This is a genomic window from Psychrobacillus sp. INOP01 (genome assembly GCF_018140925.1).
Classification (GTDB): domain Bacteria; phylum Bacillota; class Bacilli; order Bacillales_A; family Planococcaceae; genus Psychrobacillus.
Genome location: NZ_CP073315.1, coordinates 3,904,378 through 3,921,057, shown reverse-complemented (window position 1 = coordinate 3,921,057; position 16,680 = coordinate 3,904,378). Strand labels below are relative to the sequence as shown.

Annotated in this window: 17 protein-coding genes; 1 reads left to right on the top strand and 16 read right to left on the bottom strand. The window is 36.2% G+C overall.

The genetic code is table 11. The features are described 5' to 3' along the window. Nucleotides 1-204: 204 nt before the first annotated feature. From KD050_RS19250 to KD050_RS19210, 9 genes are all read right to left on the bottom strand, one after another. The gene (locus tag KD050_RS19250) at nt 205-1,983 is read right to left on the bottom strand and encodes an ATP-binding protein (protein WP_211893907.1); all 1,779 of its coding nucleotides are present in this window, start codon (nt 1,981-1,983) and stop codon (nt 205-207) included. Then, nucleotides 1,976-2,692: a response regulator transcription factor gene (locus KD050_RS19245; protein ID WP_211893906.1), complete on the bottom strand. Its 717-nt coding sequence runs from the start codon at nt 2,690-2,692 to the stop codon at nt 1,976-1,978. Before KD050_RS19245 ends, KD050_RS19250 begins: the two co-directional genes overlap by 8 nt. A 137-nt stretch (nt 2,693-2,829) precedes the next feature. After that, a complete protein-coding gene (gene ccsB / locus KD050_RS19240; protein WP_305080228.1) occupies nt 2,830-4,014 on the bottom strand; it encodes a c-type cytochrome biogenesis protein CcsB in 1,185 nt (394 codons plus the stop codon). A 4-nt stretch (nt 4,015-4,018) separates the two neighbouring features. Continuing rightward, nucleotides 4,019-5,677, bottom strand: coding sequence for a cytochrome c biogenesis protein ResB (locus tag KD050_RS19235; protein WP_211893905.1), 1,659 nt, complete (start codon nt 5,675-5,677; stop codon nt 4,019-4,021). Nucleotides 5,678-5,690: 13 nt separating this feature from the next. Then, complete coding sequence (resA, locus tag KD050_RS19230; RefSeq protein ID WP_305080227.1) at nt 5,691-6,227, bottom strand: thiol-disulfide oxidoreductase ResA; 537 nt, start codon at nt 6,225-6,227, stop codon at nt 5,691-5,693. 99 nt (nt 6,228-6,326) lie between these two features. After that, on the bottom strand, nt 6,327-7,061 hold the full coding sequence (locus KD050_RS19225) for a pseudouridine synthase (RefSeq protein ID WP_211893903.1): 735 nt from the start codon (nt 7,059-7,061) through the stop codon (nt 6,327-6,329). 107 nt (nt 7,062-7,168) lie between these two features. After that, complete coding sequence (locus KD050_RS19220; protein WP_211893902.1) at nt 7,169-8,128, bottom strand: D-alanyl-D-alanine carboxypeptidase family protein; 960 nt, start codon at nt 8,126-8,128, stop codon at nt 7,169-7,171. Nucleotides 8,129-8,181: 53 nt separating this feature from the next. Next, nucleotides 8,182-8,748: an SMC-Scp complex subunit ScpB gene (gene scpB, locus KD050_RS19215; protein WP_211896365.1), complete on the bottom strand. Its 567-nt coding sequence runs from the start codon at nt 8,746-8,748 to the stop codon at nt 8,182-8,184. Then, nucleotides 8,741-9,520: a segregation/condensation protein A gene (locus KD050_RS19210; protein ID WP_211893901.1), complete on the bottom strand. Its 780-nt coding sequence runs from the start codon at nt 9,518-9,520 to the stop codon at nt 8,741-8,743. Before KD050_RS19210 ends, scpB begins: the two co-directional genes overlap by 8 nt. Nucleotides 9,521-9,574: 54 nt before the next feature. Here KD050_RS19210 and KD050_RS19205 point away from each other — a divergent pair, with 54 nt between their 5' ends. Beyond that, on the top strand, nt 9,575-10,084 hold the full coding sequence (locus KD050_RS19205) for a DUF309 domain-containing protein (RefSeq protein ID WP_211893900.1): 510 nt from the start codon (nt 9,575-9,577) through the stop codon (nt 10,082-10,084). Nucleotide 10,085: 1 nt separating this feature from the next. On the opposite strand, the gene KD050_RS19200 is transcribed toward KD050_RS19205, so the two are convergent. The 7 genes from KD050_RS19200 to KD050_RS19170 form a co-directional block, all read right to left on the bottom strand. Beyond that, a complete protein-coding gene (locus tag KD050_RS19200) occupies nt 10,086-10,445 on the bottom strand; it encodes a GNAT family N-acetyltransferase (protein ID WP_211893899.1) in 360 nt (119 codons plus the stop codon). A gap of 296 nt (nt 10,446-10,741) precedes the next feature. Next, nucleotides 10,742-12,058, bottom strand: coding sequence for a diaminopimelate decarboxylase (gene lysA, locus KD050_RS19195; protein ID WP_211893898.1), 1,317 nt, complete (start codon nt 12,056-12,058; stop codon nt 10,742-10,744). Nucleotides 12,059-12,126: 68 nt separating this feature from the next. After that, nucleotides 12,127-13,572, bottom strand: a complete 1,446-nt coding sequence (locus KD050_RS19190; RefSeq protein WP_211896364.1) for a spore germination protein — start codon at nt 13,570-13,572, stop codon at nt 12,127-12,129. Further along, a complete protein-coding gene (locus KD050_RS19185; RefSeq protein WP_090561857.1) occupies nt 13,572-14,354 on the bottom strand; it encodes a SigF/SigG family RNA polymerase sporulation sigma factor in 783 nt (260 codons plus the stop codon). The genes KD050_RS19190 and KD050_RS19185 overlap by 1 nt, the downstream gene beginning before the upstream one ends. Continuing rightward, complete coding sequence (spoIIAB, locus tag KD050_RS19180; RefSeq protein WP_093060805.1) at nt 14,354-14,800, bottom strand: anti-sigma F factor; 447 nt, start codon at nt 14,798-14,800, stop codon at nt 14,354-14,356. Before spoIIAB ends, KD050_RS19185 begins: the two co-directional genes overlap by 1 nt. Next, on the bottom strand, nt 14,790-15,146 hold the full coding sequence (locus KD050_RS19175; RefSeq protein WP_093534831.1) for an STAS domain-containing protein: 357 nt from the start codon (nt 15,144-15,146) through the stop codon (nt 14,790-14,792). The genes spoIIAB and KD050_RS19175 overlap by 11 nt, the downstream gene beginning before the upstream one ends. Before the next feature lie 212 nt (nt 15,147-15,358). Further along, entirely contained in the window at nt 15,359-16,663 is a 1,305-nt protein-coding gene (locus KD050_RS19170; RefSeq protein ID WP_211893897.1) for a pyrimidine-nucleoside phosphorylase, read from the bottom strand. Nucleotides 16,664-16,680: the final 17 nt, after the last annotated feature.

The following is a 16,680-nucleotide window of genomic DNA, read 5'->3' as shown; positions in this document are numbered from 1 at the left end:
ACGTCCTATGGCAACATCGGCAATAGTACGTCCTGTACGTTTTAGGACACACACTTCAAGGCTAGGTCTTAGCAACCAAGTTTAAGTGGGAGAGATAACTGCGAGCTACGGGACAATAAGATGACATTGCAGCATAACGCTACGTTATAGCCTAAATCTTATTTACAATCAGTGGAGATGAAGAATCCCACACTGATTGAAGGTTCACTTTATTGGTAAATTTATAATAAAGGATGTACCTACCCCTATCTCGCTTTCTGCAGTTAAGACACCATCATGTCTTTCCACAATATTTTTTGCGATAGCCAATCCTAAGCCAGTGCCACTTTTTCCTCTTGTTCTAGCCTTATCAGCTTTATAAAAACGTTCGAAGACATAAGGAAGATCTTCTTTTGGAATCCCATACCCAGTGTCAATTACCTTTATAACAAATTGAGCATCTGTCTTACTTATTTGGACGGTAACAGAGCCATTCTCTTTCGTATGCCTAAGAGCATTATCGATCAAATTAGTTAGCACTTGTTCCATTCGGTCCTCATCAAGTTCCATCAACAAGTCTTCTGTTAAGTTATGCTCAAAGTTCAATCTAATATCTTTTTCTTTGGCAACCTGATCAAATTTTTGTGTTATTCGTTCAAATGTCGGAACAACAGAAACTTTCTCTTTATAAATACTCAAATAACCTGATTCTAGGCGTGCCAAGTCTAACAATTCAGTTACTAGTCTTCCCATTCGCTTAGACTCATCATATATAATACGGATCATTTCATTTTTATCGTCTTCGGTTGTTATGACATTATCTATTATTGCTTCTGAATAGCCTTGAAGCATCGAAATAGGTGTTCTGAGCTCATGCGAAACGTTGGCTATAAAATCTGATCTCATTTTATCTAAACGATGCTGTTCGGTCATATCACGAAGCACAATTACCGCACCACGCACAGCATTACCACTTGTGAATAACAGACTAATAGATGCAGCAAAATAGGATCCTTTAATCTCTAGCTTTTCATCAAACTCTTCTTGTACATCAAAGACATATTCCAAAAGATGATGTAGTTCTGCAGGTAACTTCGAATCTTCTAATGTTTCTGCATTTTTATACCACTTATCGAATAATAAATCTGCCTGCGGATTACTAACTTGAACTTCAAATTTAGTATCAAATGTAATAACCGCATCTGTCATAGATGTTAGTATACTCGCTAATTGCTCCTTCTCTTGATTGATCACTTCTACATGGTGCTTCAATTGTTTGCCCATTTGGTTAAATGCGATTCCTAGTTCCCCAATTTCATCCTTCTGAAGATAAGGAACTTTTGTTTCAAAATTACCTTTAGCTAATTGAATCGCAGCTTCCCTCATAGATCTTAGAGGTAAAGTAATACGAGAAGTTAAGAAAAAAGTAAACATTGTAGTTAGTAGTAATGCGATAAATCCTGATAAGAAAACAATTTTCGTCGTACTATTCGTCGTCTTACTAACAACTTCTAAGCTTTGATAAATAAATACAGCGCCATGAATATTTTTATTGGATTCAAGTGGTGTAGCTAGAATAATATAATCTTCCATCCGATCCTCACTATTCATAGCAGGCATCAGCATTTTCTTCACGATTGGCTCATCGGATGTGTATATTTTAGACAATTGCTTATCATCCAATATCTTTTTTTGTACTACCTCTTTGTTCAACCCTTCATGGACAGATAAAAAAATGGATTCTGAATTTCGAACAATTAAAGTGTTAGTTTCTGTGCCTAAAATATCTTGTATTATTTCAAACGAATCTTCTACATTATCATGCTGCTCAACAATTTTACCGATAGTTATTGCCTCTTTACGAAGTGATTCCTCCGCCTGCTCTGTGTGGAAATCTCCAAGAAATTCAAGTAGTAAAACGGTTACAATAAATAACACAAATAAGACGAGAAGCAGTATGGTTCCCCATAGCTTCCCGACAACACTATTCCAAATCCTATTCATTTACTACCTCAAATTTGTATCCGACACCCCACACAGTAACAATCATTTTAGCAGACTTTTCAGAAACTCTGTTTAACTTTTCGCGTAACCGTTTTACATGAGTGTCAACAGTTCTTAAATCCCCGAAGAAATCATAATGCCACACTTCTTTTAATAATTGCTCGCGATCAAATACTTTGTCTGGTGCTTTCGCTAAGAAATAAAGTAATTCATATTCTTTAGGAGTTAAACCTACTTCAACACCATCCGCAGTAACTCTATGCGCATCATGATCTATCGTTAGATGCGGAAACACTACTATTTCTTTAGAAATAGACGTTCCTTGTGAAGGTGCAAAAGCTGTAGAACGCTTCAAAAGAGCTTTTACTCGTAACACTACCTCTCTTGGGCTGAACGGTTTGACTATATAATCATCTGCTCCCAGTTCAAAACCTTCCACGCGGTTAGCCTCTTCACCTTTAGCTGTCAATAATATGATTGGTGTTTCTTTATGCATGCGTAGCTCCGTCATCATTTCAATGCCATCTTTTTCGGGCATCATTATATCTAAAAGGATGCAATTATACTCAAATTCTAATGCGAGCTGTAATGCAACTTCTCCATTTTCAGCTTCTTCTACTTCATAGCCTTCTCGTTCTAAATACATTTTCAATAGACGACGAATACGTTCTTCATCCTCAACTACTAAAAGTTTAATTGTGTCAGACATAGTTTTATCAAACCTTTCTATCAACATCTACTTTATATTGTACAATTACTGTACCCAAAATGAAAGAAAAGCTCTTCCTCCTGTTAACTAAAGAGTAAAGAGCTTTCTAATTGAGCACTGGACTAATCTATTTGTTTTTATGCATAAGAATGTAATCCCGCTAAAATTAGATTTACAGCGATTAAGTTAAACATAATTATGATAAAACCAATTAAAGCAATCCAAGCCGACTTCTTACCTTCCCAGCCTTTTGATAAACGAAGATGTAAGAACACTGCGTAGAATAAGAACGTGATAAGCGCCCATACTTCTTTTGGATCCCAGCCCCAAAAACGTGACCAAGCTTCATGCGCCCATATCATGGCAAATACTAATGCTCCAAGTGTAAACACAGGAAAACCGATTAATACTGATCGATACCCGATTTCATCCATCAATTGAGAATTAGACTTTTTCGTAAGTGGTTGTAATATAACCGAAATACGTTTACGTAATATTAAACGAAGTAACACATAAATTACTGTACCAAATAGGATAGACCAAACAACTGTAGTCAGTTTTTTGGCATTTACTAACGGAGGCATTTCCACAAGGGGGTCCATTGCACCGTCTGTAATTGCTTCTGATTCATTCATACCGAATAGAGCTGGCATTGTGTATTCAATTGTATGTTGTGTTTCATCTTTACTTATATAGTTGTATTCTGCACTGTAATTCATAATTGAAAACGATAAAGTAGAAACAACAAACCCTACAACAAGCACTAAAACGTACATAACTGCTTCAATCCAAAAACGTTCCTTGGATTTTTTCGTCAGATCAATATTTTTCAATAAATAAACAAACCCTGCTACAGCGCTGATCGCTAAAATTGCCTCACCCATTGCTGCAGTAATTACGTGAATAGTCAGCCAGTAGCTTTTTAATGCTGGTATTAAAGGAGTAATTTCTGTCGGGAACATACTTGCATATGCAATGATTAGTACGGCAATAGGTAAAGCAAACAATCCAAGAGCAGGTGCTTTATATATGAAGTAAATAAGAATAAATGCTCCTACAATCATCATTCCAAATGCAGCAGTAAACTCAAATAGGTTACTTACAGGAGCGTGTCCTGCAGCAATCCATCTAGTGATAAAATAACCAAGATTAGCTATAAATCCTAAGATGGTAACGCTAATTGCTAATTTACCCCATCTATCAAATGATTGTGTGGACTGAGCAGTCGAAGATTTGACTGCTCCTCCAAATAAAAACGTAGCAACTAGGTACGCTACGAAAGCTACAAATAATAAGGTACTACTTAAAGATGCCATATCCATTTTATTAAACCCCTTCGCCTTTATCCACTTTTTCTTCTAAAGATTCTAAATCCTGTTGATCTAGATATTCAGGAAGATGAGCTGCTTCAACAACTTTGTCCAAATCTCTCTTAACACTTAACCAGTTTTTGTTTGTATGCGCAGCAACAACAGTCTGTCCATCTTCTAATAATTGAATCCAGATTCGACGATGATTCCAGTACGAGCCTTGTGCTACTCCAATCATGAAGATAAGACCTCCTAGCGCGAGAATTGGAAGTGTTAAATCCTTACGAACTGTTAATCCAGACACATCTCTAGTCTCTACACTTTGGAAAGCAATTTTATGTTGGTTTTCCCCAAGTGGTTCTACCGTTTCCTTAATCATGACAAAACTTGTTTCCCCTTTAGGGAATTCTGGACTATACATTTTAACTAAAAATGCAGGGTTGTTCGGAAGTGGTGATTGAGATTGTGGAACCCCTTCTTCAAAGCCAGTAAAATCTGCGTAATAATCCATAATCTCGACTTTATAACCCTCGTCCAATTCATACATAGGCTGAGGATCTGCAAGATCAATTGTAAATTCGCCAAATGATTGTTGTGTTTCTTTATCTTGTAACTGGAATGTCATTGTTGCCAATTCATCCAATCGGAAGTCCATTTGGAACACTGAAAAGTTATCAAATTTAATCGGCTTATTTACTTGAATGGATACTTCTTTTTCAAATGTTAAGTCCTCTGTATGTCCTGCTACAGAATCTTCTGGACCCTTATACAAGGCAACATCTGTTTGATAGTTCTTCGCAATAGTACCCACTCGATCAATTGCCTCACCATAAACTTCTTTGGACTCCTCTTTTGAGTATGTCTCATATATGAATTCCTTACTTTCTAAGAAATACCCGTCTGTTTCGGGCACATAAAGTGTTTCTCCTTCACGTAACCACATAGTTTCATCGACATAAAAACCTGGAAGAGCACGAAGCATTACACCAAAAAGGAATATAATGAGACCTAAATGGTTCACATAAGGACCCCAGCGTGAAAAGCGTCCTCGTTCTGCTAAGATAGCATTACCTTCACGTTTTACATTGTATTTAAGTGCTTTAAGTTTTTCTTCTGCTTTTAGTAAAGAATCTTCTGTAACATCAGCTTTACCAATTCCAAAAACTCGTTGACGTTTTAAGAAACTAAAATGTCTTTTCGTCTTTTGTTTTTTCAGAGATTTATAAAGAGGTATAACTCTATCTAAACTTGCGATAACTAAAGAAATACCTAGCATACCAACTAATACCTGAAACCACCAAGAGCTATATAAGTCCGATAATCCAAGCTCATAATACAATGTTCCAAACCAACCATAAATTCTCTCATAATATGCTGCAATATCCGTTTCATTTGTTGCAGGCACATAAAATACTTGTGGAAGTATAGTTCCAATTGCAGCTGCCACTAAGATGGCAACGATTATCCACATACCTACTTTTACACTGGAAAAGAAATTCCATACTTTATCAATTATCGTCTTATTATACGTTTGAGACCGTCTTGCAGATCCTTCATAGCGCATATCTACAATTTTTTTTCCTTTTGTCTCTTCATTTAATGGACGACCACAGCTCTCACATAATTCTGTACCAGCTGGATTTACATTGCCACATGCACAAACTATCTTGTCCATCTTTAAGACTCCTTCATGAAGGTTTAATTTGATCCATAAAATTCGCAATATCTTCTTCTGTCATTTCGCCTTTAATAATTTTTTCAATCTTACCTTCTGGGTTGATCAAAAAAGTAGTTGGCAGCGGATCAATATTATACGATTCCATTACACTTTTATTGCGATCAATTGCTATAGGAAAAGTTAAACCATATCGATTTGAAAAACTATTTACCTTAAGATCTGATTCTCCAATATTAATGGCCAGTGTTTGGACACCCTTATTAGTAAACTCTCCGTATTGGTTGTCCATTGCCGGCATCTCTTTTGCACATGGCTTACACCATGTACCCCAAAAATTCAGAAATACGCCTTGTCCTTTATAATCAGACAAACGCCTTTCCGTGCCATCCATATCTACTAATACAAAGTCCGGTGCTTTATCGCCTACTTGTAATACAGCATTTTTCTCTTTATTTAGGTTGGAGTAAACTGTAAAAACTATAGCTACGACGAGTACTGCTAATATAGCGGTTCTCATATAAAATCGTCGTTTTTTAGATTGTGCCAATTTGCTAACCTCCATTTCCAAGCATAATCATGAATAATTATAACAAAATTTACAATTTAAAAGAGCCTTACTTATGAAGGCTTTGTGAACACGTAGGTTTTATTTACCTATTTTCCCCGTCTCTGCTAATACTCTCATTTGTTTTACTTCATGAGTAGTCAGCTCTCTCCACTCGCCAGCATTTAAGCCATGAAGCGTTAAGAATCCGAATTGCTCTCTTTTTAGCTTTTGAACTGGAAAACCTATTGCATCGAACATTCTACGTACTTGTCGGTTTTTCCCCTCATGTATGGTGATCTCTACAATCGACTTGTCCGCTTTACGCTCAGAGGATAATAACTTAACTCTTGCAGGAGCTGTTTTACCATCTTCTAGAACGATTCCACGCTCCAGTGGACGCAACTGCTCTTTTAAAGGGACACCCTTTACACGTGCTACATAGGTTTTATCCACTTTATATTTTGGATGCGTAAGGGCATATGAAAAATCGCCATCGTTAGTAAGAAGTAAAACACCTGAAGTTTCATAATCCAGTCTTCCAACAGGATATAAACGTTCTTTGACATGAGGCAATAGATCCGTTACTGTTTTTCTGCCTTTATCATCTGAAACTGCTGAAATCACTCCACGTGGTTTATAAAGTAAATAGTATACTTTTTGTTCCTTTTCTAATTTTACTCCTTCAACTTCTACTACATCATTGTCAGACACTTTTAATCCTTGTTCAGTGACTACTTTACCATTAACTTTAACTTTACCTTGCGTAATCATTTCTTCCGCTTTTCTTCTCGATGCCACACCTGCATGCGCGAGCACTTTTTGTAATCTTTCCAACACATTCACCTCGTCCATTCTATCCAATTCATATGAAAGAATTATGTCATACTTTGGGACAAATTAAAAGAAGACAGTCTTTTATAATAACTGTCTTCCCCACAATTCTATTTAATTTTCTTTACATTAAATTTCAATGCTATCTCATTATTAATCGAAACATTCCAAAGATAGGGTTTTTTCTCCGATGATTTTCGAGGAATCATCAATACGTTTTTAGTTGCTTCTCGTTCTTCTTTGTTAAGCAAAAGGTAATAATCTTTGTTCACTTCAATAACCTGTTTATCTAACAGGCGATATTTTCCTTTTTCCACAACCTTCACATTATCGTAAGTCTGAAAAACGTTTGCTGCTAGAGAAGAATGGGTATTCCAATCATTGGAATGGTTTAATGTTACCACAATAACTTCTTTTCCCTTATCTTCGAAATAAGTCACTAGTGTTCTTCCCGCTACTTTTGTATATCCTGTTTTTCCGGCTATGGCAAACTCGTTAAAGTGCAATAATTTATGCTTGTTTCTCCAATTGACGGATCTTTCTTTTGGAGTATAAGATTTGGCTGATGCGATTTGGATAAATGACTCGTTCTGCAACGCCAAGCGGAACATATTTGCCATATCTATAGCTGAAGCGTAGTGTTCCTCATGATGAAGCCCCGACGGATTAGTAAAATGCGAATTTTGTAACCCAGCATACTGTATTTTTTCATTCATCAATTTAGTAAAGCCCTCTATTGATCCACCTGTATGCTCAGCAAGTGCATAAGCTGCATCATTGCCCGACTGTAATAACAATCCATACAATAAGGATTCTACAGTCCAAACCTCACCTGCCTGTAAGTATAAGGATGAACCTTCTTGTGTTGCAGCAGCATTTGAGATTGTTATTTCATCATCGAGAGGAACATTATCCAAGACTGTTAAAGCAGTCCAGACTTTAGTTAGGCTCGCAATAGGTAATTCTTCATTTGCATTACTACCTTCTAATAATCTCCCTGTTTTTGCATCAATAACAGCATAAGAGGATGAAGCATCAGCCTCATTTACATTCCATAAAAGAAAAAGCAACAGAAACAATACCGTTTTTTTTATAATGAATCATACTCCTCATTCAATTATTTCTATCCTTCAAAGGTCTCTTGAAACTTCGTCATAAATAAATCTGTGTCTTCCATTTCATCAATAGACAGATCTTCCGGGAGTGGTGGAAGTGCTTTAATATCCTTTAACCCAAAGTATTGAAGAAATTCATTTGTCGTTCCATATAAAATAGCCCGACCTGTCCCTTCTGCACGGCCTACTTCTTGTACTAGACCTTTAGCGGAAAGAGTATGAATTGGTCGCTCTGACTTAACACCTCGAATTTCTTCAATTTCCACTCTCGTGATTGGTTGCTTATAGGCAACAATTGCTAGAACTTCAAGAGATGCTTGCGACAATGATTGAGTTGTTGGATTTTCTACTAATTTCTGAATGCTATCTATATTTTCTTGTTTCGTTACAAATTGATAGGTTCCTGCTAATTGTTTTATCTCTATTCCCCGAGTGTGATTTGTTTTATATTCCTGCAGCATTTCCTGTAGAATCACTTCTATTTCCTCATCCGTCGAACTAGTTAGAAAAGCTAATTGTTTTTTAGTTAGCCCATCCTCTCCACTTACAAATAATAGACTTTCTATATTACTCATCAATTTCATCTTCGAATTCACTTTCTATATCTTCCTTTCGCAACTGCACAAACAAATCTTCAAAATTACTTTTTTGCTCTACTAGTATAATCTGTCGCTTCATCAATTCAAGTAAAGATAAAAAAGTAGTTACGATTGTTATCTTATCTCTTGTAGGGAATAAATCGTAAAACGATAATTTCCCTCCACCTTTTTTTAACACCTCAATGACATTTTTCATCTGGGCTTTAATCGATATTTCTTGCTTACTTATTCGCGTATTAAGTGGTGCGTTTATTTGTTTTCTTCGTAGCATTTTTTGAAAAGCACCGAGCATATCGTATACATTCGCGTCTAATTCAAGTAATTCTAATTGTTTACTAGTTTGGTATTCACTTAAATCTGTTGGCGGTCTAGAATAATAGAGTGAACGTGTTTCCTCCATCTCATGCAAGTTTTCTGCTGCTTCCTTATACTTCTTATATTCTATTAATCTTAGTACAAGTTCATCCCTTGGATCTTGTAAATCCATATCGAAATCATCGTCAATGTCATCGTCTTGATGAATTGGCAATAGCATTTTACTCTTAATGGATAGTAAAGTTGCCGCCATTACTAAGTATTCACTTGCTTCATTGAGCTCTAGAACACGCATTGCTAGAACATGCTCCATATACTGCTCCGTGATTTCTGCCATCTTTATATCGTATATATCTATTTCCAAACGATTTATTAAATGTAATAATAAATCTAGAGGCCCTTCAAATGCTTCTGTTTTTACTTCATAAGACATAAAACTCCACCTATTATCGGTTTTTATCATTATTATAGAGGAAAGGTGATTGTATTGCACCCTACATTTCATACTAGTTTTGTGGCATTTCTAAAACAATTCAATGAGACCTTCGATTATTTTGAATGTCACGAGTTATTAGAAGACTATTGGAAGGAAGTTTCCCCAAGACAAAAAAATCATGCGTTAACTGCTTTAATCTTGTTAGCAACTTCTATGTATCACTGGCGCCGCGGAAATTTAACTGGAGCTATTAAAACGATGAGAACAAGTATGATAAGAATGGAAGTAACTAAGGACTCCCCTTTCTTTGAAAACTTCAATTACCAAAAGTTACTAGAAAATATGACTTCCGCAATCCAATTAATGACCAGTAGTCAAAAGTTTCAAGCTTTTACAATTGAGATAACCAATCCATCTTTACAATCGCAAGTAAATCAGCTTCATATAGAAACGAATGAGGACTTACATTTTCTTATTCATAAACATATGCTTCGAGATCGTTCAGAAATACTGGAGGAACGAGAAAGAGAGAAAAAAAGGAGAGGTGACTTAAAAAAATAAGTCATTCCTCTTCCTTTTTTGTTTGGCACTTAGTATAAAATGATTCCACATCTTCAGATGGCTTTATAGAAGTTGTTTGCAATACGGTTGGAAGTTTTTGTAACATTTCTTCTCCGAGTCCTTCCCCACGGTGTGACGGATTGACAGAAATATGTTGAATTACTGCTTCAGTACCTTCCATTCGTACTCCTATTAATCCTACTAAGTCGTCCTCTTTCTTCCAAAGAAACAAATGCCAATCTGGATTTGTCTCATACTCATGAATTGTTTCTAATAACTTTTTTAAATCTTTTTCATGAGGCATGAAGGATAGTAGCCCCATTGAAATTTTTTCAAACGTTTTTTTATAACGAAGTAACATAATTACAACCCTCTTTTAATTTCTTGGCCAGTTTATTCAATCTTCTATACATACGAATACAACTCTAATTTAACTGTCTACCTTCAATTGGTTTCACAGAATTCTATAATCGCATCATATCAACACTAAATCTAACTAAGTCCAATTTCTTAAAATATCTGTATTATCGTACCTTAATTTTATCGATTTTACAAATTGGCATTTGGCGCTATGAATAACCAGTAAATGAGACCCCATACAATTCCTACGATAAAAATCATTAGAAATAGTATTACGTTTGTCTTTTTCATCTTGTTTCACTCCTTCTCCATTGTTAAAGGAAGGTCAAGATGTATGATATCTTCCAACGTTTCTCTTCTTATAGCCAATTGATGCTTTCCATTTTCCACAAACACTACGGCTGGTTTCGATAAACGATTGTAATTACTAGCCATGGAGTAACCATAGGCACCTGTACAGAATATTGCTAGAATATCTCCAGCTACAGCTTCAGGTAATTGAATGTTTTCAATTAATTTATCACCAGACTCACAACATTTACCAGCAATTGTATAGTTATTTGTTAGCTGTGCTTCCATTTTGTTTGCAATAACTGCGTCATATTCTGCTCCGTATAATGCAGGTCTAATATTGTCAGACATACCACCATCAACCGCTAAATAATTCCGAACATCTGGGACAACTTTCTCAGATCCGACCGTATATAACGTAGTTCCTGCATCTCCAACTAATGACCTACCCGGTTCTATCCAAATTTCTGGCATTTTAAAAGAAGAATTATGCACGAGCTCTTTTACTATTTGTATCATTTCTTTCACATATACAGCTGGTTCAAGCGGAGCATCCGCATCTGTGTATTTTATACCGAAGCCACCGCCTAGATTTAAAACGCTGCATAAGTAGTTATAATCTGTATGCCACTCTATCATTTTAGTAATTAGCTTCTCTGCCGCTACCTTAAAACCAATCGTTTCAAATATTTGAGAGCCAATATGACAATGCAAACCAAGCAACTGGATATATTCATCCTGATATACATCAAGAAATGCTTGGTCAGCTTGTCCATTCAACAGATCAAATCCAAATTTAGAATCTTGCTGGCCAGTCGTAATATAATCGTGTGTATGAGCTTCGACACCAGGTGTCACTCTTAACAAAATATTAACCTTTTGCTTGTTTTTTGCAGTAAGCACCTTTAGTAATTCTATTTCATAAAAATTATCGACAACTATACAACCAATATTATGCTCAAGAGCTAATAATAATTCTTCTTTGCTTTTATTATTACCATGAAAATGAATTCGTTCTACTGGATATCCCGCTTTAATCGCAGTGTATAATTCCCCAGCAGATACAACATCTAATGATAAGTTTTCTTGTTTCATCACTTGGTACATTGCTACACTAGAAAAGGCTTTACTTGCATAAGCAACTTGTGCAGATATCTGTTGATCTTGGAATGTCTGGATGAATGCATTTGCTCTTTCTCTAATTAAAGATAAATCGTACACAAACAATGGTGTTCCATATATTTTTGCAAGCTCTAAGCTATCTATTCCACCAATCATTAAGTGACCTTTTTCGTTTACAGCATGAGTTGAAACCAGCACCATTTAGTTCGCCTCTTTTCCCTATATCTATTAGAACTTTATCACAATAGATAAGGAAATGGCAATGCACATTAGGAACGTTTACGATCAGGCGATCTTGTTATAAATGGTCTCTTAGCATCAGTGGGCATTGGATACCGTATGATCAAACGCAAAAATGCTTTTGGAAAGAAAGGTTGAAGTGGCCATAAATAAGGGACATTTAATGGTTTTACAGAACCTACATACCAAAGCAGAGCTAAAGATGCTACAAAAAATCCACTTGGTCCAAATAACGCAGTACTAAGCAGGATAATAGTCCTGAAAATTTTAGTTGTAATACTTAGCTCATATGAAGGGATAGAAAAAGTGAATATCGCTGTTATGGCGGTATATAAAATAACCTCGGGAACAAATATCCCTACATCAACAGCCATTTGTCCAATGACTAGTGCAGCTATAATCCCCATTGCCGTAGATAACGGTGTCGGTGTATGGATAGCAGCGAGTCTTAGAAATTCTATCCCAATATCTGCAAACAAAATCTGTAACAATAGCGGTATTTCTGTCGTTTCTTTCGGACCAATAAAATCAAGTGCCTTTGGTAAAAACTCGGGGTGTACCGATAGTAAATACCAAAATGGTAAAAGAAATAGACTTAGAATAACACCTAAAAATCGAATCCACCTTACAATCGTTCCAATTGCTGGTGCCTGCCTGTATTCCTCTGCATGTTGCAAGTGGTGAAAAAGGGTAGTAGGAACTATAACTACAGATGGTGATGTATCTACTACTATAATTATATGCCCTTCTAGCAAATGTGCTGCAGCTATATCTGGTCTCTCTGTAAATCGTACAAAAGGCAAAGGATGGAACCCTTGTTTAAAAAGCCATTCTTCCAACGCTTTGTCTGTCATCGTAATTCCATCATGCTTTATTTGCTTTATTCGATCACGAATTTGAGTAAGATAATCTTCATTGGCAATATCTTTAATATAAGATATTGCAATATCAGTTTGACCTAGCTCCGTAATTTGATGTAACTCAAAGCGCAAATTGGTATCCCGAATCCTTCTTCTAATCAGAGCTGTGTTTTGAACAATATTTTCTGTAAATCCATCTCTTGAACCCCTTACAACCTTTTCATTATCTGGTTCTTCAGGTGTTCTTCCAGGATAAGAACGAACATCTATTGTGTACACAGAACCATTAGTTAATATGAAGGTTACTTGTCCACTCAGAAGTGCAGCTAACCATTTTTCCTTGGAATCATATTGAGTAATAGAATAATACGGAAAATAATGCTCAATAATTTCGTTTTCGCTTATTGTTTTATCAGCTATTTTCAATTGGGTGTTCGTCAATAATTGAGTTATTACTAAGCCATCAATAAGTCCATTAATATAGACGAGTAATACTGGAAATTCATATAAATGGGTATGTAATATTCCCACATCATAGGACTCATTTACTCCGAACTTTTCTTTTAAATATAATTCAGCTTCATCCTTACTATTAAACAAAGGTTTCGTTTCAATCACCTATCTTTTGCATTTGTATTCGTATGACCTACTGGTACTAGCCAGGTTTTTAATTGGGTTAAAATTTTCTTCTCTAGTCTCGAAACTTGTACTTGAGATATTCCTAATCGTTCTGCAATATCACTTTGTGTACAATCAAGATAATAACGTAAATAAATAATCATTTGCTCTCGTTTTTCTAGCTTTTCCACTAGCTCACGTAACGGAATATGCTCAAAGGGCTTCTCGGAACGCTCATCCTTCATTTGATCCATTAACGTAAGAGCATCACCGCTATCATTTTCATAAAGCTGCTCCTGTAATGACGCTGGATCGCGTAGAGCGTCTGTAGCCATCACTATTTCTTCTCGAGACACCTCTAAAATATGCGCAAGCTCCAAAATAGTAGGTTGACGCTCGAACGTTTTTAAAAAGTCATCGGTAGCATGGCGAATTTTAAAATTTAACTCCCGGATCGAACGACTGATTTTCACCATTCCGTCATCTCTTAAAAACCGCTGAATCTCCCCTATAATCATAGGAACCGCATACGTCGAGAACTTCACTTCATAGGACAAATCAAACTTATCCACCGATTTCATCAAGCCAATACAGCCGATTTGAAACAAATCCTCCAGATCTGCTCCTCTAGAAGCAAATCGTTGAACAATAGACCATACAAGCCTAGTATTACCCTCAATCATTTGCTGCCTTGCTAGTTTATCACCAGTCTGTGATAGCGCTATGAGCTCTCTCATTTTTTCTTGAGTCAGTAAAGTAGACGGTTTTTTATTTATCATTAGACGATCCTGCAAGATTCTTGAATTGGTACAAATTGCTTCGTTATGGTTACAGTCGTCCCCCTATCAGGAATGGAGTAAATCTCAACACCATCACTAAAGCTTTCCATAATTGTAAAGCCCATTCCTGAACGTTCCTGTTCAGGCTTTGTCGTAAATAGTGGCTCACGTGCTTGATTTACATCACGTATTCCACGCCCATAATCTACAATAGAAACGACAATTTCTCTATCTACTCGTTGTGCATGCAGTTCAATTTTCCCGACGCCGTCTTCCTCATAACCATGAACGATAGCATTCGTTACAGCTTCAGATATGACTGTTTTAAATTCAGATAATTCTTCAATTGTCGGGTCAATCGTTGCAATAAAACTAGACATAACCATTCTAGCAAGTGCCTCATTCTCACTTTTAGCGATAAAAGATAATGTGATCTCATTGTCCATAAACTATTCCCCCTAACTTAGACATTATTTCAATTTCGGATTCACTATAAATATAAGGGCTTAAACCTGCAAACTGAAAAATTTTGCGCATTGTTGGGGATGGATTTACAATAATTGTTTGTCCATCTATTGGAGCAAGCTCTCTCATTCTGCCTAGAATTAGTCCTATCCCCGAGCTATCCATAAAATGCAAATCTTTCAAATTCCAAACTAGTACTTTAATAGACCCGTTTTTAATCATTGGAACTATCTCATTTCTAATATCATTTGTACTGTGATGATCTAATTCACCTTTTAATCGAATAATAATAATTTCGTCTCCTACTTTTTCTACTTCATGAATCATAAAATCGCCTCCTTAGATAGCGCTATTCCACATGTTCCTTGAAAATTCCTTGCGCTTGACAAAAGTAGAAGAAATCATCGCTTATTAGTCGATTTTCGACAGAGGGTGGTCATTTAAAGTATGGGAACATATTCTTTTTTTTAATCAAAAAAATAGGCATCTCGCAAAAGTTTTTATAAACCCTTACGAGATACCTAATTAATTTAGATGGCTTATTTAGTTATTACTTCATAAATTAAAGGTGGTGCTTCTTTTTTAGTAGATTCTATATCGATAAACTGAGTTAACTTATCCATTACTTCTTGTACATCTTCTCTATTGGAATAAATAGTAGCTAGTGAATCTCCTTTGCTTACAGAGTCTCCAACTTTTTTATTTAGCACTATACCAACCGCTAAATCTATTTCTGATTCCTTAGTAGCTCTTCCCGCTCCTAATAACATAGCAGCAGTTCCAATTTCGTCTGCTTCCATAAAGGTGATAAAACCATCTTTGGATGCTGGGACTTCAAATTTGTACGATGCTTGAGGTAGTAAAGAAATATCGTCAACGATTTTCTCGTTACCACCTTGCCATTTGATAAATTGCTTGAAGATTTCTAACGCAGAGCCATCTTCAATAACAGCTAGTAGCATTTCTCTTGCTTCTTCTAAAGTTTCCGCCTTTTCACCAACTACTACCATTTGACTTCCAAGCGTCAAACATAGCTCTGTTAAATCATCTGGACCGTTTCCTTTTAATGTATCAATAGCTTCCACTATTTCTAGTGAATTCCCGATTGCTCTACCAAGAGGTTGACTCATATCTGAAATAATAGCCATCGTTTTTCTTCCCACATTATTCCCGATGCGAACCATTGCTTGTGCTAGCTCTCTTGCATCATCCGTCGTTTTCATAAATGCTCCGTCACCAGTTTTTACATCTAATACAATAGCACCAGCTCCGGCAGCAATTTTCTTACTCATAATAGAACTTGCTATTAATGGAATACTATTTACAGTACCTGTAACATCACGTAAAGCGTATAACTTTTTATCTGCAGGTGTTAAATTACCACTCTGTCCGATCACCGCTACTTTCAGTTCATTCACTTGTTTCACAAACTGTTCAGATGTAAGCTCTACATGAAAGCCTTCGATTGCTTCCAGCTTATCGATTGTTCCACCAGTATGTCCTAGTCCTCTACCACTCATCTTAGCTACTGGAACACCACACGCCGCAACTAACGGACCTAAAACCAAAGTAGTTGTATCGCCAACGCCGCCAGTTGAATGCTTATCGACTTTAACACCTTCGATTGCAGAAAGGTCAATTGTTTCTCCTGAATTTACCATTGCCATTGTTAAGTCGGCTCTTTCTTCATCCGTCATATTTTGAAAGAAAATAGCCATTAGCAGAGAACTCATTTGGTAATCAGGGATAGCACCAGTTGTACAGCCGTCTATAAAAAATTCAATTTCTTCTTTCGAAAGAGCTTTACCGTCTCTCTTCTTTTCAATAATATCTATCATTCTCATTGTTCATACACTTCCTT